Origin of the sequence: Ruminococcus sp. NATIVEDY160 (assembly GCF_045819885.1) — a bacterium.
GTDB lineage: Bacteria > Bacillota > Clostridia > Oscillospirales > Acutalibacteraceae > Ruminococcoides.
Map to the genome: position 1 here is coordinate 964,158 of NZ_CP162391.1, position 19,504 is coordinate 983,661.

Sequence of the window (19,504 nt, forward strand, 5' to 3'; positions counted from 1 at the left end):
TGTGTTATTATATAATTTAGGCTTTTATATCTCAGAACAGATAACAGGGAGGAAATGATATGAAAAAACCGATTGTTGCGTTTTTCGCGGCACTCATAGCGATATCCGCGTCGGGTTTTGCCGTATCCGCAGCTCAGACCGACAGCGGTATGAACGTCGCCGAAGCGTCTCAGCAGGCGCAGGCTTCATGCCCCGTTGTGACGGATTTTTATAATACCGCCGACGGAACGGAGGTCAGCTGGAAGGCTTATCCGAACGCCGCGCGCTACGGACTGTTTGTATGGAACGGCGATAGCTGGAAGGGCATTGCCACTACCTCAGGGCTCAGCCTGACCCACAAGGGACTGAAGAGCGGAGAGGTTTACCGCTATACCGTCCGCGCAATCGGCAGCGACGGCGAATTCTGCAGCGACTTCAACCGCGAAGGCTTTGAAAACACCTTTATCGCGCCGCCCGAGATGACGGCTGTGCGCAACTCTGAGAAGGGCGTTTTCCTTGAGTGGACGAGCCGCAAGGGTGCCGAGAACTACCGCGTATACCGCAAGTCGGGCAATTCGGGCTGGTCAAGGCTAACCGATACCGCCTCAAACTTTTTCACCGATGAATCGGCAGTATCTGGCACGACATACAGCTATACCGTCCGCTGCATCACCGCCGACGGCAGCGAGTGGACGAGCTACTACACCGACGGCAAGTCCGTTCGCTATATCAAAGCGCCCGTGATTACCGATTTCGCAAATACCGCTACAGGAACGCGCATTTACTGGGATAAGTGCGGCGGCGCGTCAAAGTACCGTGTGTTTTATCTCGACCGCGACAATGTCTGGAGAGGTCTCGGAAGTACCTCGTCCAACAGTTTCACGAGCGAGGATCTGCTCTCGGGCGAGAGCTACACCTACACCGTGCGCTGCCTTGACAGCGACGGAAACTACATCAGTGATTATGACCACGAGGGCAAGAGCTACCTCTTCCTGACAACTCCGAAGATCACCTCTCTCAATCCCGTCACCGAGGGAGTAGAGGTCAGCTGGGGAAGTCTCGCGGGCGCCGTAAATTACCGCGTCTACCGTAAAACAGCCGATACCGACTGGCGCAGGGTAGGCGATACCACAGCCACGACCCTCGTTGACAGGAACGCTCCTTCGGGCGTGCAGGTAAGCTACACCGTCCGCGCGATCACTGCCGACGGCAGCGACTGGACGAGCTACTTCAACAGCGGCAAGTCTATCACCTATATCAAAACTCCCGTGATTACGGGCTTCTATAATACCGCAAACGGCACCGAGATCATGTGGAACAAGTGCGGCGGCGCGGCAAAGTACCGCGTGTTTGTCCTTGAAAACGGAAGCTGGAAGGGTCTAGGCAACACGACCTCCGAGAGCTTTGTGAATAAAAATGTAAAGTCAGGCGAGAGCTACACCTACACGGTTCGCTGCCTTGACAAGAACGGCGACTTTATCAGTGCTTATGATAAGGACGGCAAGAGCTTTATTTTCCTCACTCCGCCGGTAATCAGCAGCCTTGACGTTACCGAAAACGGTGTTGTGATCAAGTGGAACGCCGACAAGAACGCGAAGAATTTCCGCATTTACCGCAAGACCGGCGGCTCCGACTGGAGCAAGCTTGCGGATACCGATTCGAGAACTTACACCGACAGAACCGCCGCCTCCGGCAAGGAGTATTCCTACACCGTCCGCTGCATAACCGCCGACGGCAGCGAGTGGACGAGCTACTACAACAGCGGAAAGTCCGTCATGTTCGTCAAAACTCCTCAGGTCAAGTCCTTTGAGAACGTTTCCGAAGGCGCGAAGCTCAGCTGGGACAAGTGCGACGGCGCGTACAAGTACGGCGTTTTCTATCTTGACGGCGAGAACGGCTGGAAGGGCATCAGCTCAACCACCGATACATATTTTATCGACAAGACCGTCAAAAACGGCGAGACCAGAACCTACACCGTCCGCTGCCTTGACAAAGCTAGCAACTTCATCAGCCCGTTCAACAGGACAGGCTGGACAAACCGCTATTTCGCGCCGCCTGCTATCTTGAGCGTAAGCAATGCGGTCAAGGGAAATAATATCAAGTGGAACGCTGTTGACGGCGCCGCGGGTTACCGTCTGTACAGACGCACAATAAGCTCCGGCTGGGCAAGACTTTTTGATTCTACCCCCGAAACCTCCTACAATGATCTGACAGCCGAGAAGAACAACGCCTACGCCTACACTCTCCGCCTTGTCAATGAAAAGGGCGAGCTTATCAGCTCCTACATTGACGATACAAAGTTCTACTACAACGGCGCTGTCGCTAACGGCACGCTTTCGATCAACGGCAAGTCATATGTATTTGTCAACGGCAAAATCCGTCAGGGCTATGTAAAAATCGGCAATGACACATATTACTATAATTCCGACGGCGTAATGCTGAAGGATTGCCTTGTCGGTTCATCAGCCGAGGGCTTCCGTTACGCCGGCAAGGACGGCAAGATCGATTTCAACTTTACAGGCGTTACAAAGAACTCCTACGGTTACTGGTACCTCGAAAAAGGTACTCTCGACTTCACGATAAGAACCGGCGTGACCTACGGCGGCTATGACTGGAACGTCGAAAACGGCAGAGCCACGAAGGTCACCACCGAGAAGGACAAGACCTATCACCGCGCTTTCCTTCTCCTTGACAAGGTCTGCGACAGAAACATGAGCAAGAGCGATAAGCTCTGGAAGATGTTCCGCTATATCCAGAATGCCTACACCGAGTTGAACCCCAGAATCCCGCACTATCACGGCGACGGCTGGGAGGTTCTCTACGCCAACGATATGCTCGTCTACGGCAAGGGCAACTGCATCAGCTATGGCTCCGAGTTCGCCTTCCTCGCAAAGGCTATCGGCTATGACAACTGCTACGCCTGCCACAGCGGCGGTCACGGCTGGGCAGAGATCGAGGGTAAGGTCTACGATCCCGAGTGGGGCAGACACTTCTTTGACCACACCTATTTCGGCATCGACTACTACAACAATCCTACCAGCGTGAATTACACCGTAATCAAGGGCGGCGCTGCATGGATGCACGTCAAGATCTAGTCGGAAGGAATATCTTAAATGGTTTTTAGTTCACTCGTTTTTCTCAGCGTGTTTCTGCCCGCGGTGTTTCTTCTCTACACGGTGATACCCTCGCTCAAGGTCAGAAATATCCTGCTTATTCTCGCGAGTCTCGCGTTTTACGCCTACGGCGAGCCTGTATATGTGCTCCTGATGCTTTTCAGCTCGGTGCTCAATTACCTGTGCGCGCGGTGGGTGGAGCATAATCCCCAAAAGAAAAGCAAGGCGGCGCTTGTCACGGCGATTGTCGTCAACCTCGGCATTCTCGCCGTGTTTAAGTACACGGGAATGTTTGTCACCACCTTCAACTCCCTTACAGGCTTGCAGGTGCCCGTTCCCGAAATCGCGCTGCCGATCGGCATCTCGTTCTTCACCTTCCAGGCGCTGTCCTACGTCATCGACGTATACCGCGGCGCTGTTGAGGTTCAGAAGAACTATCTCAACATCTTACTCTACATAACCTTCTTCCCGCAGCTTATCGCGGGTCCCATCGTAAAGTACCGCGATATCAACCGTCAGATCACCGACCGACACCAGGATATCGATAAGATCGCGCGCGGTCTGAGACGTTTTATCTGCGGTCTTGCAAAGAAGGTATTCATCGCAAACACCATGGGTCAGGTCGCCGACGTTTTGTTCGCGCAGGACGTGAGCACTCTCGCTCTGCCTTCCGCGTGGCTCGGCGCGGCAGCCTACCTGTTCCAGATTTACTACGATTTCTCGGGCTATTCGGATATGGCTATCGGCCTCGGTCTGATGTTCGGCTTCGAGTTCAAGGAAAACTTCATGTATCCCTACGGTGCAGTTAGCATTCAGGACTTCTGGAGACGCTGGCACATTTCGCTCTCCACATGGTTCAAGGAGTACCTCTATTTTCCGCTCGGCGGCAACCGCAAGGGTAAAGCGCGCACCGCGCTCAACCGCCTGATCGTATTTTTCTGCACAGGCCTCTGGCACGGCGCAAACTGGACGTTTGTCCTCTGGGGACTCTGGCACGGCTTGTTCCTCCTGCTTGAGGAATACGTTCCGGTCATGCGCAGGCTCCCGAAGGTGCTTGGCCACATCTATACAATGCTGGTCGTAATACTCGGCTTTGTCCTTTTCCGCGCGGACACGATTTCCTACGGCTTCGCCTATATCGGCAGAATGTTCGCGGGATTCGACTTTTCTCCGTCCGCTCTCAGTGTCGCGCTCACACAGCTCACACCCTGGTTCCTCGTCATGCTGGTCGTTGCAATCATCGGCTGCGCGCCTATCCGTCCGCTGGCTGATAAGATCCGCGCCAATGTTTACGGCGGCGCTGAGCTTTCAAAGGCATGGAAGGGCGTACAGGCAGTTCTGTATGTTCTCGCCGCGGCAGGTCTTGTCTGGTGTATGCTCCGCCTTTCCTCGGGCGCGTACAACCCGTTCATCTACTTCAGATTTTAGAAAGGCGGCGTGACATGAAAAGAATATTACTTATAATCTTCACCGTGTTCTGCGTCGCTGTTTGCGCTGTACCGTCGGTCGGAATGATTTTCCGCCCGACAGACAAGCCGATAGGCAACGAGCGCCAGTCCGCCGCTCCGACGGTCACAAACAAGGACGGCAGCTTCAATTTCAGCTACTTTACTCAGCTCGGCGGCTATTATGAAAAGCACTTCGCTTTCCGTCCCGAGATGATACAGGCTGACGCTATGATTCAGTCGAAGGGCTTCTTCACTTCTAACATCAACACCGTCCTCGTTGGCAATAACGACTGGCTGTACTACACCTCGAGCACCGACGATTACCTCGGCAAAAACACCCTTTCCGATAAAGAAATCAACGGCGTTGTAAATAACCTCAAGCTGATCCAGCGTTACTCCGAATCAAACGGCGCTCATTTCCTGTTTACGGTCGCGCCGAACAAGAACACGCTCTATCCCGATAATATGCCCTATACCTACAGCGCGAAGGTGTCCGATACCCATAACAGGGATTTGCTCCATTCCGCGCTCAAGGACAGCGGCGTGAACTACTGCAACCTCTTTGAGCCTCTGTCCGAACAGAGCGAAACGCTCTATTTCGCGCGTGATTCCCACTGGAACAACAAGGGTGCTCTGCTCGCGTACAACACGGCGCTTGACACACTGCAGAAGCCTCACGACGATTATTCCGCCGCCGAGGTAACGCGCAAGAAGGACTTTACGGGCGACCTCAGCAAGATGCTCTATCCCGTATCTTCCGAGCCGGAGTACAATTACTACTACGGCGCTGAGGAAAAGTACACATACACCACAGATACCAAGTCCGTCGAGGATACCCTGATTCAGACGACAAACCCGAACGCTTCGGGCGCTCTCTATATGTACCGCGACTCGTTCGGAAACGCGCTTGTACCGTTTTTCGCGTCCGCTTACGGCAATGCGATCTTCACAAAGGCGTTCCCGATGAATATCCGTCAGGATATTGCAGCAAACAAGCCCGATACCTTTGTCATGGAGCTTGTCGAGCGCAACATCAAGTGGCTGATCACAATGCCGCCGATGCTGCCCGCGCCCGAGCTGAGCTACTATAAAGCCTCGGGTACGGTTGAGGGCAAGTTGAATGTAAGTGTTAAGCCCTGCGATTACGCCGCGGAATACACTCAGATTTCCGCTCTTATTGACAGCGCGGATTTAAGCGGCAGCGAGGAATACAATATCACCGTCAAAGACCAAAGCGGATTAGAAAGGACCTTTGAGGCGTTTTCCTATAAATCCGAGGACGGCGAAGGTTGCCTTGCGTATCTGCCTTCCGAGAGCTTCCCGGCGGACAGCTCGTACGAAATCAAATTAATGGTAAAAAACAAGGACGGCTTCTTTGAGCTTCGTTCTTGATAGGAGGAATATATAATGAAAAGATTAACAACTGCCGCGCTGGCGGTACTGACCGTTCTGGTAATGGTATTTTCACTCACGGCATGCGGAGGAAAGGCCGTTACTTTGACTGTTCACGACAAGGACGCCAAGACCGAGGTTGAGGCTAACGTCGGAATGACCGTTTCACAGGTTCTCGAAAAGGCTGAGATCAAGCTCGGCGAGAAGGACGAAACCGAACCCGCCAAGGACGAGAAAATCGCCGAGGATATAAAGGAAATCACCGTTAAGCGCTACGCCAAGGTAACCGTCAAGCTCGGCGATGAGTCGAGAGAGATCGAGATGACAGGCGGTACTGTTGCCGACGCCATCAAGAAGTCAGGACTTAACACCGACGGCTGCGAGCCCGACATCGACAAGGACAAGTACCTCGAGGACGGCATGGTTATCAACATGGTAAAGGGCACAAAGGTCACACTTACCGTTGACGGCAAGACAAACGACGTAGCTACCAAGGCAAAGACCGTTGAGGACTTCCTCAAGGAGCAGAAGGTTACTCTCGGTGCGGACGACGAGGTCAGCGAGAAGCTCACCGCCGAAATCAAAGACGGCATGAAGATCGTCGTTAAGCGCGTTGAGTACAAGACCGAGGAAAAGACCGAGAAGATCGAGTACAAGACCGTAGAGAAGGAAAGCGACAGCCTCGAAGCCGGCAAGGAAGAGGTTACCCAGGAGGGTAAGGACGGCGAAAAGACCGTTACCTATAAGGTCAAGTACGTAGACGGCAAGGAGGACAGCCGCGAGAAGGTAGAGGAGAAGGTCACCAAGGAAGCGGTTGACAAGGTTGTCACACGCGGTACCAAGGCAGAGTCCTCTCAGCAGGAGCAGCCCCAGCAATCACAGCAGCAGGAACAGCCTCAGCAGTCACAGCAGGAGCAGCCCGCGGGCAAGACCGTTGTCAGCAAGGAGAACTTCCCCGATTGCGACGGTTCGGGTCACGGCTACTACGAGATCCACTACTCCGACGGTTCCGTTGAGTACCAGCAATATTAATAACCATCAAGCCGGCAGCTTTCTGTCGGCTTTTGTTTTACATTTTTTCGCATTTATGGTATCATGGTTTCAGACAGATTTTCAGGCGGTGATTCTATGAAAAAAATCGCGGTGGGTATTCTCGCTCATGTCGATTCGGGCAAGACGACCCTCTCCGAGGCGCTGTTATATACGTCGGGCGCTCTCAGCAAGCTCGGCAGGGTAGACCACAGGGATTCCTTTCTCGATACGAACGCTATTGAGCGCGAACGCGGCATTACAATATTCTCAAAGCAGGCTATACTCTCCTGCGGCGACGTTGAGTTCACTCTTCTCGATACTCCCGGGCACGTCGATTTTTCGGCAGAAACCGAGCGCACGCTGCAGGTGCTCGATTATGCAATTCTCGTAATCAGCGGCTCAGACGGTGTTCAGAGCCATACACAGACGCTTTGGAGGCTTCTACGCCGCTACCGTGTGCCGACGTTCATTTTTGTCAACAAGATGGATCTTGACAGCGCAAGCAGGGAGGTGGTGTTCTATCAGCTCCGCACAAAGCTCAGTGACGGCTGCGTTGACTTCGGAAATCAGGACGAGTTATTTGAAAACGTCGCCTTATGCGACGAGGAGCTTCTCGTGAAATTCGAGGAGGATACGCTGAAAAAATCAGATATTATTGAAGCGATAAAACAGCGCAAGGTTTTTCCGTGTCTTTTCGGTTCCGCACTCAGATTGGACGGCGTGAAGGAGTTTCTAGACTGCCTGTGCGAATATACCGAGATGCCAGGTTACGGCGCTGATTTCGCCGCGCGCGTGTTTAAAATCTCCGAGGATTCCTCGGGTAACCGCCTGACCTTTATGAAAATCACAGGCGGCACTCTCAGGGTCAGAGAGGTTGTAAAGAGCGATAACAACAAGAGCGGCGAGAAGGTGAATCAGATTCGTGTCTATTCGGGCGAGAAGTTCGCCGCCGTGGACGAAGCCGCCGCGGGTACGGTCTGCGCCGTTACGGGACTCAGCTTTACGCGGACAGGCGACGGTCTTGGCAGCGAAAAAAACGCCGCATTGCCGATGCTCGAGCCAGTGCTCAATTTCTCGGTTATTCTGCCTGATAATATTGACGTGCACACTGCCCTCGCGAAGTTACGCATTCTCGAAGCAGAGGACCCGCAGCTAAACGTCATCTGGAACGAGCGGCTTGGAGAGATCCAGCTCCGTCTGATGGGTGAGATTCAGCTCGAGATCCTCAAAAGAGTAATAAATGACAGATTAGGTTTTGAAGTAAATTTCGATAAAGGAAATATAATTTATAAAGAAACCATTACCGATACGGTTGAAGGGGTTGGTCATTTTGAGCCGCTCCGCCACTACGCCGAGGTTCATCTCATTATGAAGCCGGCAAAACGTGACAGCGGAATTGCAATTCGCAGCGAGTGCCGCGAGGACAGCCTTGACAAAAACTGGCAGCGACTTATCCTTACACACCTCTCCGAGAAAACCCATCTAGGTGTTCTCACGGGTTCACCGATCACCGATATGGAGATAATTCTCGCGTCGGGCAAGGCTCACGCCAAGCATACCGAGGGCGGTGATTTCCGTCAGGCAACCTACCGCGCTGTCCGTCATGGTCTGCGCTCGGCAAAGAGCATTATCCTCGAGCCTGTGTTTGAATTTACGCTCGAGGTACCGGTTGAGTGCGTCGGAAGGGCGATGACTGATATTCAGCGTATGCACGGCGACTTCGATCCGCCCGAAACCACAGAGGACAGCGCAGTTATCACAGGTACCGCACCTGTATCCGCCATGCGCGACTATCAGCGTGAGGTGGTGCAGTATACGCGCGGAAAGGGCAGGCTGCAGTGCTCGCTCAAGGGTTACGCGCCGTGTCACGATCCCGACGAGGTAATCGCCGCCATTGGCTACGACTGCGACGCGGATACGGATAATCCCTGCGGTTCCGTATTCTGTTCTCACGGAGCGGGTCATAATGTTAAATGGAACGAGGTCAAAAAGTATATGCACCTGCCGAGCGCGCTTGAGCAGCCAAAGCAGAAGCCGCTTACACGAGAGAGAATGATTGCCGAGTGCAGCACGCAGGAGGATATTTTCATTCTCGACAAGGAGCTCATGCACATCTTTGAGCAGACCTACGGTCCTGTCAGAAGGCGCACGTCAGGCGAGAGCAAGCGTCATTTCGCGGCACCGTCAGAACCGAAATATCAAAAGAAAAAGCCGTCCTACGACGGCACGGAGTATGTGCTCGTTGACGGCTATAACGTGATTTTCGCGTGGGAACACCTCAACGAGCTCGCCGAGACTAATATCGACGGCGCGAGAAGCGCACTGATCAATATACTCTGCAACTATCAGGGCTTCCGTCAGTGCGAGCTGATAGTCGTGTTTGACGCCTACCGCGTAAAGGGCAGCCACCGCGAGGTCGAGCAGGTGAACGGGATCAGCGTCGTTTACACAAAGGAAGCTGAAACCGCAGATATGTACATCGAAAAAACCTCCCATCAGCTCGCCAAAAACAACCGTGTGCGAGTTGTCACCTCAGACGGATTGGAGCAGCTTATCATTCTCGGAAACGGCGCTCTCAGGGTTTCCTCTCGCGCTTTTCTCGACGAGGTAAGGAATGCCAAAGAGGAAATCAGGCGGATAATCAGCGAGGAGAATCAGTCACATATATGATACTGCCCAATATATTTTTGAAATAATAATTGTTTTTTTGTCGAAATATGTGGTATAATATTATATATGTATTTAGGAGGTAATATTATGAATAATATTGTCAAGTCGGCTATTTCCACAGCCGCAGGAAAAATCTTTAAGCTGAAAACCTCACAGAAAATCGCAATCGGCGCTGCTGCCGCTGTTACCGCCGCTGCTACGGGTCTTGTTATCGCCAAGAGCGTTCAGGCAAAGAAGCAGGACAGAAGTGTCAAGAGCCTTGTTCTTGAGGACGCCACAAGAGCTTTGCCCGTTTCCGTCAAGAGAGAACCGAGCTTCGAGGAGAGCATGGAAAAGAGCTCAAAGCCCTTTGTGCTTCCGCAGGCGGTCAGAAAGAGAATCGGACTCCGTGAGCTCGACGATTTCGAGGATACATTTGTTCTCGAGCCTAAGAACAAGACGACCGACGACGTGATTTTCTATTTCCACGGCAGCAATTTCTGGTACAACCCCTCGCGCTACCACTACGCTTTCATGAGAAGGCTTTCAAACAAGCTCGGCGCACAGCTCATTCTTCCCGTATATCCCAAGGCTCCGGCTCATACCGCGGTGGAGATTCAGCAGATGCTTATCGACCGTTATCTCTACATAGTGAGAGGCAAGGGTATTCCCGCCGAGAACGTAGTATTTGTCGGCGACGCGGCAGGCGGCGGTCTGGCTCTGGCTATTCTGCAGAAGCTCAGATATCTCGCGCTTCCCATGCCCAAGCAGGCTTTCCTGATTTCTCCGTGGCTCGATATCACCAACAGCAACCCCGAGATGGAGGAGATTCAGCCGAGCGACCCCATTCTCAATATCGAGAAGCTCGCCTTCAAGGGTGAGAAGTACGCGGGCGACCTTGACCTGACACACCCCGCAGTCAGCCCGATTTACGGCGACCTCGTCGGTCTGCCCAAGCTGACCGTATTCGCGGGTACACGCGAAATTTTCTGCGCCGATGTCAGGAAGCTGCGCGAAATCGCCGAGGACAAGAACCTCGATATCGACGTTCATATCTACAAGAACCAGATGCACTTCTTTGTAGGTCTGCCGATTCCCGAGGGAGAGGAAGCGATCGGTATTATCGCTTCCGAGCTTTACGGAGCCGAGGAGGACGACAGTCTGATGGATATTTCCGACCTTGACGAGTCCGAGCTTGCTGATGCTATTGTGAGCGAGGCTGAAACTGAGGACGGCGAAGGCGAGATCCCTTCCGTAGAAGAGCTTAACGCTATCGCAGAAGATGCTGTCGACGAATTCACCGAAGCCGAGATTGAGGACTAACACACAAAAATAATCAACGCCCCGACAAACGTCGGGGCGTATTTTAATATCTGTCCAGAAAGCTGTATTCCTTGCCCTTTGTCTTGAAGCCGACAAAGGTGTCGAGGTGAACCCGGTGCAGACTGTTGAAAATACTTTTCTCGATATTTGGGTTAGTCTTTTTAAGCTCGCGGATAAGCTCTTTGATTTCCTGCCTTTTTGTGCCGCCCGTTTCCTCAACAAACTTCGCGTCGGTAAAGCGGCAGGCGCATTGAATGAAACGCAGACCGTTGTATCTTGTCCACGCGATGATATCGTCTTCGTGAACGCAGTAGAGCGGTCGGATAAGCTCCATTCCTTCGTAGTTGGTGCTTTTCAGCTTTGGAATCATGCCCTGCAGCTGAGAGCCGTAAAACATAGCCATAACAGTTGTTTCAATCACGTCGGAGAAGTGGTGCCCGAGTGCGATTTTGTTGCAGCCGCGTTTTTGCGCCTCATGATAGAGGTGTCCTCTGCGCATTTTCGCGCACAGGTAGCATGGGTAACGGTCAACCTTTTCGGTGATATCAAAAATATCTGTGTTAAAAATTTCAACCGGCAGCTCTAGCAGCTCGGCGTTCTTTTTTATCTGCAGCAGATTTTCTTCGTTGTAACCCGGGTTCATCACGAGAAAAATCTGTTCAAACGGCACCTCGCTGTATCTTTGAAGCATCTGCATCAGCTTTGCTAGCAGCATTGAATCCTTGCCTCCGGAAATACAAACGGCGATCTTGTCGCCTTCCTTTATCAGTTCATAGCGCTTTACGGCGGCGACAAACGGATTCCAGATCTTTTTGCGGTACTTTTTTGTTATACTGCGCTCAACCTGTTGAGCGAATGTGAGTTCTCTTTTCATACTATCTCCTCGATTCAAGAGAATTATAGTAAAAAATCGCTTGGTTGTCAATATGGGATAAAATTGCTGATATGATAAATTGTCATGACACGTATTGACAAAGTGTAAATTATTGCACACAATACCAATTGTTTGCGACATAATTATATATTATAATATATATAAGGTATATAACGAGGTGGTGATTCGTATGCTGACTGATAACAAGTTGCTGCGTATCAAAAACGGAGTTTTGCTCCTCCTTGCTGTTATCTGTCCGATTGTGTGCAGACTTATTTCGATTCCTCTTCCATCGGTGATGACTGAGTGGGACAAGACTTCTCTCTATATTCGTAACATGACCGGTTATCTTCGCGATAACTATATTTCACTTGCGTTTTTCGTTGTATTTTTAACATCGGGATTGACCTCGCTGCTTCTGGGTAAACTGATTCACAGAAAGTTTGACCGCAACAAGGAAGCTTCGGTAATCAGTTTAAGAGCGGGATTATTTTTCCTTATCGCAGCGGCGTTTTTCCTTACGGACGCGAATACAATGTTCGTTCTGCCCGGCTCACGTGAGCTCTCGGGTTATATTTCGTGCGCGAGTCTAATGCTTATGCCGCAGCTGTTTATCGCCTGCGTCAAGCTGGTATACAAGCGCAAATGGATTATTCTGTCGGAATGGATCTTCCTTATTTTGGAGGCAGCGTTTTTCATTCTCGGTATGCTGCAGGCGCCGCAGGAGTACGTGACATTGACAGTTCGCGTTTTAGGCTTTTTGTTCTGCTTTTTCGTTATGTCCAGTGCGTTGCTGCATATCAGAACGCTGTCAGGCAAACAGACCGACGGCAAGCATCTTGCAATGGTGCTGTGTGTTGTTCAGATAGCGCTGATTATTTCGGGACTTGTATTTTATATCGTCCAGCAGAGAAAACTATTTATGCTGTGCTGTGGTCTGGCACTATCGATTTATGCGTATATCGTATTTTCGGAAATGCTGAACATTGCCGCCCGCAGGTATATAAAGACTTCTGATTACGAGAGCGTGCGCAAGATGGCTTATATCGACAGCCTGTGCAATATCAATAACCGAAATGCCTTTATTCTAGAGCAGGAGGCCAGCTTTGACTGCGATGAGCTGTGTTACATTGTCTTTGACCTCAACAATCTCAAGCGGATCAACGATAAATACGGTCATGCCGAGGGTGACAAGATAATAAAGAAGGCGGCTGAGATAATCTCACTTTCATTCGAGGACTTCGAAAAATGCTTCCGGATCGGCGGCGACGAGTTTGCCGTGATTGGACGTTACAAAACTCTTGCTCAGATTGAGAAGGCGCTTCGCAAGTTTAAAAATCATATTAAGGAATACAACAGCAAATCCAATCTGAAGCTCGACCTCGCATACGGCTACGCCCGCCGCGAGAATACAGATATCAGTACATACGAGTTGTTCAATAAGGCAGACAAGGAAATGTACCGCTTCAAACGCCGCGGAAAGGCGCTTATAAAAATGAATGCATAAAACAGGGAGCTGACGCGAGTCAGCTCCTTTTTGCATGTTTTTGCAATGATTTCACATACTATTTGAGAGGTGATATCATGAAAAGAATCGGAAACAGAACTCTGATTTTTGAAAATACTCCCGTAATCAAGGGATACGCGTCTGTTGCGGGAAAGAAGGAGTACGAAGGGCCTCTCGGAAAATTCTTTGACAGAATTATATTCGACCCATACAACGGCATGGAAACCTTTGAGGATGCCGAGAGCAGCTTTCAGGCCGAAGCAGTCAGTTTAGCGATTGAGAAAAGCGGAGTGACTACCGATGAGATTGATTATATATTTGCGGGCGATTTGCTGAATCAATGCACAGGCTCGAGCTTTGGTATACGCGATTTTCAGCTGCCTTTTCTCGGGCAGTACGGCGCGTGCTCAACGATGGGGCAGGGGCTTATTATGTCGGCTGTGTTCACAGACAGCGGCGCCGCGAGAAACGCTGTGTGCGCAACCTCCTCACATTTTTGCGCGGCAGAGCGACAGTACCGCTTTCCGCTCGAGTACGGCAGTGTGCGTACGCCGACAGCTCAGTGGACGGTAACTGGAGCCGGCAGCTGCGTTGTCGGAAGAGCAGACAGCGGTGTATCAATAGCCGCGGCTACAGTCGGAAAAATAACGGATTATCAGGTCACAGACCCAAACAATATGGGCGCCGCCATGGCACCTGCTGCGGCGGATACCATAGCGTCCTTTTTCAGGGATACAGATACCTCGCCTGAAAATTACGATTTGATCCTTACAGGCGATTTGGGTCTTGTCGGCAGCCGAAGCCTTTATGAGCTGCTTTTCGCTGAAGGTTTTGATATCAAGAGCCGGCACAACGACTGCGGGTTGATGATTTTTGACCGTGAAGCACAGGACGTACACGCGGGCGGTTCAGGGTGCGGCTGCTGCGCGACGACGTTTTGCTCAAAGATAATGAACGATTTAGAGAACGGGATTCTTTCAAATATTCTTTTTGTTCCTACAGGCGCATTGCTCAGTGCGACTACCGCTGAACAGAAGAAAACGATTCCGTCCATCGCGCACCTGATTGATTTAGTTTCTCCGATGTGTTCTTAATAAACAGTATCGTATAGGGAAAATTTTATTGATTTGCTTCGTTTGTTGGAAAATTAATACGGCTGCATAAATCTCTTTGCGCGGCAATGGTCGCAAGCGTATCGCCTAGCTGCACAAGCACAGAGGACCACAAGGCAAGCTCTTCGTCGTTCAATCAGCAGGCAATGGTGTTTGCAGCAGCTGTAACCGCGGCTGTTATTTCACAGGCGTTCATTTTTATCATCTTCCTTAAACTTTATTATGATATTATATGCAAAAGCAGAGCCGGGGAAACAAAATCCTCGGCTCTGTAATTATAAACCTGTTACAGTCAAGCGTGACTGTTTTTGCTTTTATTCTGTTTCAAACAGCTGCATCTGGCTGTAAATATCCTTGCGCTTTGCCGCTTCGCGAAGCATGACAGATGTACCTTTGTTCTTGCGTTTCCCGGTTATCAGCAGGCCGATATATTTGCCGCCTTCGGCAACCCAGCCAATAGGCAGAAAGAACCTGTGTCTGTCAATCCAGCCGTAGTCATTATATACCTTGCGGTTCAGGGTACTCAGACCCTGAGAAACAATGCTTTTGTCATCAACGGTGTTTTCACCGCGGTTTGAAATATATTTTATCTCGCGGTATCGGTTCATATCCTTCTTGCCGAAGTTTCCGCCGTTTAGGATATCAGTTATGACATTTTCCAGCTGCTTTTTGTCAATCGAATTATTCTGTGCCCATTTCTTTTCCGATATTCCGAGATATTCCTGAGAGACAAGCGTCATGATCTGAGCGAACCGCCACAGTCCGAAGCTTTTGAGTTTATCTTCAAAAAGCTCTGTAAATTCATCGTTGCCCAGCCGCTCGACAAAAACAGCCCAGTCGCAGAGGTGGCGCAGTCCGATTCCTTCACTTGTCATATGCGAGATTATGTGCAGCAGCATGATCAGGCCGTGGTGAAAAGTGTCCGGTATGCGGCAGACAGCGCCGTCCAAGGTGACCGTGACGGAAGTATCGATTATTCTTTCGGCTTCCTCTCTGATCATTTTTCCTGCTGCATTATTGGGAATACCGTTAATGCTGCGGTGCTGTTCCCAGATGCTGAGTGGCTTTCTCTGAAAGGCGATGTGCTTTGAAGTATCTTCTTCTCCGTGGTCAATCTCAAAGCCTATGCTCATTACCGCCAATTTTGCTCTTTCAAAGTCGGTTTCTCTGACAAGAAAGTCCACATCTCCCATATCCCTGAGCGAGGCTTCGGGGTAGTAGTAAGCCGAAGCGAGTCCTTTTATTGCGGAGTAGGGAATATTGTTTTCCGTCATCAGTCTGTGAAGCTCGTCGTGCTCAAAGAAGTTCGCTGTGTTTTGCAGTACGTTTCCGAGAAACTGCTCGTTTTTCTGAGCGAATTTTTCAGGTGAGTATTTGATGATTGCATCGCGGAGGAATGGGAAAATCATGGTATATACAGTTTGCTGCGATGCTTCTTTAATAATCGCAGGCAGCTCGTTCTCATCGATCTGAGGCTTTGCTCCTCCGAATAACTGATATCGGACAATACCGATCAGCTTTTCCTGATGTGTTTCCATTTGTTGCTTCTCCGTTTATTGATAAGCTTTTTTATTGCAGTGTAAATCAAAAATGCCGTAGCTCCGGCAAATGCGCCGATTGTATTCATAATAACGTCGTCCGTTTCACAATGTCCGAGTGAAAAGAAATACTGACACGCCTCTACGCACGCAGAGATAACCATTCCCGCCGGCACGGTCAGCAGCACCTTGTGCCTTAAGCGCTCCGGAAGAGCGAACGGGGTACTTAGTCCGAAGGGGATAAACAGGAATATGTTCATCTGCATAGACCTGAGTATTTCAGGCTGTTCCTTGATCTTTGTGAATGAGATGAAAGGAATCAGACTGAGTTCTCCGCCTTGTGAACGTTTGTAAATTGTAAAAAACAGAATTAATCCAACCGATAGAACGCAGCATATTGTACTGATGATTCGCCGGGGTTTCTTCGGCAGAAAAAGCATCATTATCAGCCAGATAAGGTACATTCCCGCCATTTCGAGATATACAATATTCATCGGCTGCGCGTAAAAATGTAAAAAATTTATCATTGATATCCGCCATTCGTTTTGATATAGATATTGTAAAGGAAAATTGCTCAAATGTCAATTAATTTGCGTTATCTGATTGAACAGGCAACGGGAATGTGTTATACTGAGCATGTAGAAAACAATACAGATATCTGATAAGGAGGCAGCGATGTTTTACTGGTTTTATCCGATGAACGGCTTATACACCTACAATATGGGTACCGCAATGGGCAGACTGCTAATGGATATGCGCGCGCAGATTCCGCAGAAAAGCTCTGATGTTTACTACGCGGTGATCGGCGGCGAGAGCAAGGGTCCGTTTTCATTTGACGAGCTGCGCGAGCTGATCCGCGAAAAACAAGTCACCCGCGAAAGCTATATCTGGAAGCCGCAGATGGCTGACTGGGATTTCGCTGCGAACATCTCAGAGGTCAAGCCTCTTGTGAGCTTTACTCCGCCGCCGGTACCGAAGACTGTTGAGGGAGAGGACGCGGAACCGCAGAGTGATGCCGGCAATAATGATGTAACCGAAACAGATCTCACAGAATAAAAATGACTGCCGAAACCGTTCATGGTTAAGGCAGTCTTTTATTGTTTGGTATTTAATCAGAAGGACGAACCGCCGCCACCGCCGCAGCCTCCTCCTCCGCCACCGCAGCTTGAGCAACCGCCACCGCCGCAGCTTGAACCGCCGCTGCAGCCGCCGCCCGACGACGAGCTGACGTAGATTTTCTCTCTGCGGGTTTCATAAACGCTGACAGGGCCGACAACTGCGTTGCCTGCGGTCATTACTCGCGCGTGCTCGTAATCCTTGCTGAGCGGATTGTGTCGCTTCGAGAAGGCGATGCTGAGAGCGATGATCACTCCGAGCATTGAGGCGATCACAGCGTAGCTTGTGTACTTCATCGGCTCGCTGATGAATTCGCCTTTAATTGTCTTGTACATCTGACAGTACGCTTCCTTTGCGAACATGTAATAGTCCTTCGAGGTAGCGTAATGACTTGCGTTGTCGGTAATGGAACGCGCCTTTGAGTCTGTGATGTACTGGTACATTGTACCGTATGACTGAATAACGACCTTGCGAGTATTCATGTTTATCATCAGGATCGCCGCGCTGTCAAGGTCATATAGCGAGCGGCGCTTAACTCTCGCCTGGTCAATGTAATCGGTTTTGTGAACATCTGTCGACCAGAAAATGATATTGCCGTATTCGGTCAGAGGAGTCATTTCCTCGATCAGCTTTGCCTCTTCGCTCTCGGTCAGAAGGTCGATGTCGTCGATAATGATCGCCTGATACGAGGTTTCGGGGTTGGTGTACTGAGCGTCCTGCCGCTGAGCAGCTCCGACGGGTAATACGCAGCAGAGAATGAGCAGCGCGGCGATAACGGTTGAAACAAAGATTTTAGTTTTCATCGTAACGCGCTCCCTTCTTGTTGAACTGGGGCAGGGGTCGCTTTGCGACGTTAGTCTGGAAGTGAATGTGGAATAGAGCCAGACCGAACAGCTCTGCCGCCGCGACAAAGCAAGCGCCGTATGAAACTGCGTTGTAAGCGGGGTCAATGTAAACGATCATTGCGCCGATTGCGATGCTGAGATACATAGCCAACTTGAGCCAGACGACCTTTCTGAGGAAGGATTTCGCTTCGGTTATAACGCGCGTACGCAGAACCGAGGTGTTGTCCGTTGCCATTTTTTTGATCAGACTTGTATACGCAGCCTGCCTGAAATGCGCGAAGAGCATAATGACAGCGGTTGCCATCATCGGAATAATACAAATGAAAAAGCGATCCTTTTCATATGAGCCGTCGGTTATCGCGCCGATAAACGCAAATAGACAGACTATCAGCGAAAGAGTGTAGCCTCCTGTGGCGACCCTTGTTCGGGTGCCGCCTTTGCCCGATACGGTGCGGTTGAATGAGTTTTGCAGATAAAACATACCCGCGTTCATAAGTATAAGGCAAAGTCCTAATGTGCCGTTCGCCTTTATTGACGGAATAGACGGAATCACGTTCATCAGCAGCGCGATAATTCCGAAGATTGCCGCTGACAAGCCAAGTGCGAAAAGAAGGATCCTCAGAGGACTGAGCGGAAGGTCTGCGGCGACCTTTCCCGTCTGTCCGTTGACAGTGGCGTATGTGATCTGCTTGCCGTTGCGGTAGCTCATGAACCAAACGGGGTTGAGGGTGCGTTTTGCAGACTCTATGTTGACCTTGGCTCTTACCTCGTCGGGATTTGGAGTAATCTTGAGATTTTCACAGCAGCTCTTGACCGCGTTGTCGTTCACCAAGATATTAACGGCGTCATCTTTGGTTTCGAGGTTAATCGCGGAGTCGTACTCGTGAGCGCTGACGTCGCCGGATTCGGCGTAAAAGCCGCTGAGATAGCCCGGGGCAAAGGGCATCTGCTGACGGTACTCATACGGCGCGAGAGCGTCGCTGATGTCGTCGTCAAAATTTATGGACGCGTCGCGGGAATAGCCTTCCAGCGCGAGGTTTGAGTTACCCACAACGTCGTAGTGTATGATTTCGTATGTATTGAGGGAAACGTGCTGCCGCCCGGACTGAGCCGGAACGCGGAACTGACCGCTCATAACTGCGCGGTAGCTCCAGTAGGGCATATATATACCGCGGAAGCTCTCGATAAGATCTGACTTGCTGTACTTGCGCGAAACAAAGGGATGACGGCGCACTTCCTTGCAGTACGCTTTTTTGCAGTCCTCCTTTGTGACCTTGAAGGGAATGATGTAGTCGGGCTTCCATTCCTGACGCATCTTCTCGTAGATCATCGACGCGCCGCCGCAGTACTGGCAAAAGCCTACGGCGTCGTTCTTGTCTGTGGTGAGCAGCTCCGCGCCGCACGAGGGACAGATATATACGTAGCTGTCAAACTGCGATGAACGCGCGTCGTCACGAGAGCTGTTGTCGGAGAGCTTCTGTGTTTCAAACAGGTTTCCGCAGTGGTCGCACGCCATTTTCTGAGAGGCGATATCGAACCGAAGGGCAGCTCCGCAGGTGGGACAACCTACCATGCA

General features: G+C 50.7%; 15 protein-coding genes. 9 read left to right on the forward strand and 6 right to left on the reverse strand.

All coding sequences use genetic code 11. The annotated features are described in order from the left end of the window. The first annotated feature begins 59 nt into the window (after positions 1-59). The 6 genes from AB1I49_RS04740 (at position 60) to AB1I49_RS04765 (ending at position 10,936) form a co-directional block, all read left to right on the forward strand. Complete coding sequence (locus tag AB1I49_RS04740) at positions 60-3,074, forward strand: fibronectin type III domain-containing protein (protein ID WP_407721522.1); 3,015 nt, start codon at positions 60-62, stop codon at positions 3,072-3,074. A gap of 18 nt (positions 3,075-3,092) precedes the next feature. Continuing rightward, positions 3,093-4,520, forward strand: a complete 1,428-nt coding sequence (locus tag AB1I49_RS04745; protein WP_407721523.1) for an MBOAT family O-acyltransferase — start codon at positions 3,093-3,095, stop codon at positions 4,518-4,520. A gap of 14 nt (positions 4,521-4,534) precedes the next feature. After that, positions 4,535-5,932: an alginate O-acetyltransferase AlgX-related protein gene (locus AB1I49_RS04750; RefSeq protein ID WP_407721524.1), complete on the forward strand. Its 1,398-nt coding sequence runs from the start codon at positions 4,535-4,537 to the stop codon at positions 5,930-5,932. Between the two features lie 15 nt (positions 5,933-5,947). Continuing rightward, entirely contained in the window at positions 5,948-6,964 is a 1,017-nt protein-coding gene (locus AB1I49_RS04755; RefSeq protein WP_201428789.1) for a resuscitation-promoting factor, read from the forward strand. A gap of 96 nt (positions 6,965-7,060) precedes the next feature. Continuing rightward, positions 7,061-9,634, forward strand: a complete 2,574-nt coding sequence (locus tag AB1I49_RS04760) for an NYN domain-containing protein (RefSeq protein ID WP_407721525.1) — start codon at positions 7,061-7,063, stop codon at positions 9,632-9,634. Positions 9,635-9,721: 87 nt separating this feature from the next. Then, a complete protein-coding gene (locus tag AB1I49_RS04765) occupies positions 9,722-10,936 on the forward strand; it encodes an alpha/beta hydrolase fold domain-containing protein (protein WP_407721526.1) in 1,215 nt (404 codons plus the stop codon). Between the two features lie 43 nt (positions 10,937-10,979). Here AB1I49_RS04765 and AB1I49_RS04770 read toward each other — a convergent pair whose 3' ends face one another. Next, positions 10,980-11,810, reverse strand: a complete 831-nt coding sequence (locus AB1I49_RS04770; protein WP_316610115.1) for a tRNA lysidine(34) synthetase — start codon at positions 11,808-11,810, stop codon at positions 10,980-10,982. A 190-nt stretch (positions 11,811-12,000) separates the two neighbouring features. On the opposite strand from AB1I49_RS04770, the gene AB1I49_RS04775 reads away from it, so the two are divergent. Beyond that, complete coding sequence (locus AB1I49_RS04775) at positions 12,001-13,317, forward strand: GGDEF domain-containing protein (RefSeq protein WP_407721527.1); 1,317 nt, start codon at positions 12,001-12,003, stop codon at positions 13,315-13,317. A gap of 77 nt (positions 13,318-13,394) precedes the next feature. Beyond that, the gene (gene spoVAD / locus AB1I49_RS04780; protein ID WP_407721528.1) at positions 13,395-14,411 is read left to right on the forward strand and encodes a stage V sporulation protein AD; all 1,017 of its coding nucleotides are present in this window, start codon (positions 13,395-13,397) and stop codon (positions 14,409-14,411) included. A 25-nt stretch (positions 14,412-14,436) separates the two neighbouring features. Here the strand turns inward: spoVAD and AB1I49_RS04785 are convergent, their stop codons facing one another. The 3 genes from AB1I49_RS04785 to AB1I49_RS04795 form a co-directional block, all read right to left on the reverse strand. Next, positions 14,437-14,565 (reverse strand): DUF6774 domain-containing protein, encoded by a 129-nt coding sequence (locus tag AB1I49_RS04785; protein ID WP_316620484.1) that lies wholly within the window; start codon positions 14,563-14,565, stop codon positions 14,437-14,439. A gap of 178 nt (positions 14,566-14,743) precedes the next feature. Next, on the reverse strand, positions 14,744-15,967 hold the full coding sequence (locus AB1I49_RS04790; RefSeq protein ID WP_407721529.1) for a nucleotidyltransferase domain-containing protein: 1,224 nt from the start codon (positions 15,965-15,967) through the stop codon (positions 14,744-14,746). Continuing rightward, positions 15,943-16,494, reverse strand: a complete 552-nt coding sequence (locus AB1I49_RS04795) for a VanZ family protein (RefSeq protein WP_407721530.1) — start codon at positions 16,492-16,494, stop codon at positions 15,943-15,945. The genes AB1I49_RS04790 and AB1I49_RS04795 overlap by 25 nt, the downstream gene beginning before the upstream one ends. Before the next feature lie 148 nt (positions 16,495-16,642). Between AB1I49_RS04795 and AB1I49_RS04800 the strand changes: the two genes are divergently transcribed. Next, positions 16,643-17,023 (forward strand): DUF4339 domain-containing protein, encoded by a 381-nt coding sequence (locus AB1I49_RS04800; RefSeq protein ID WP_316609857.1) that lies wholly within the window; start codon positions 16,643-16,645, stop codon positions 17,021-17,023. Positions 17,024-17,079: 56 nt separating this feature from the next. Here the strand turns inward: AB1I49_RS04800 and AB1I49_RS04805 are convergent, their stop codons facing one another. Together AB1I49_RS04805 and AB1I49_RS04810 are read right to left on the reverse strand one after the other, a co-directional pair. After that, the gene (locus AB1I49_RS04805; protein ID WP_407721531.1) at positions 17,080-17,886 is read right to left on the reverse strand and encodes a TPM domain-containing protein; all 807 of its coding nucleotides are present in this window, start codon (positions 17,884-17,886) and stop codon (positions 17,080-17,082) included. Then, on the reverse strand, positions 17,876-19,501 hold the full coding sequence (locus tag AB1I49_RS04810; RefSeq protein WP_407721532.1) for a TFIIB-type zinc ribbon-containing protein: 1,626 nt from the start codon (positions 19,499-19,501) through the stop codon (positions 17,876-17,878). The genes AB1I49_RS04805 and AB1I49_RS04810 overlap by 11 nt, the downstream gene beginning before the upstream one ends. Between the last annotated feature and the right edge of the window lie 3 nt (positions 19,502-19,504).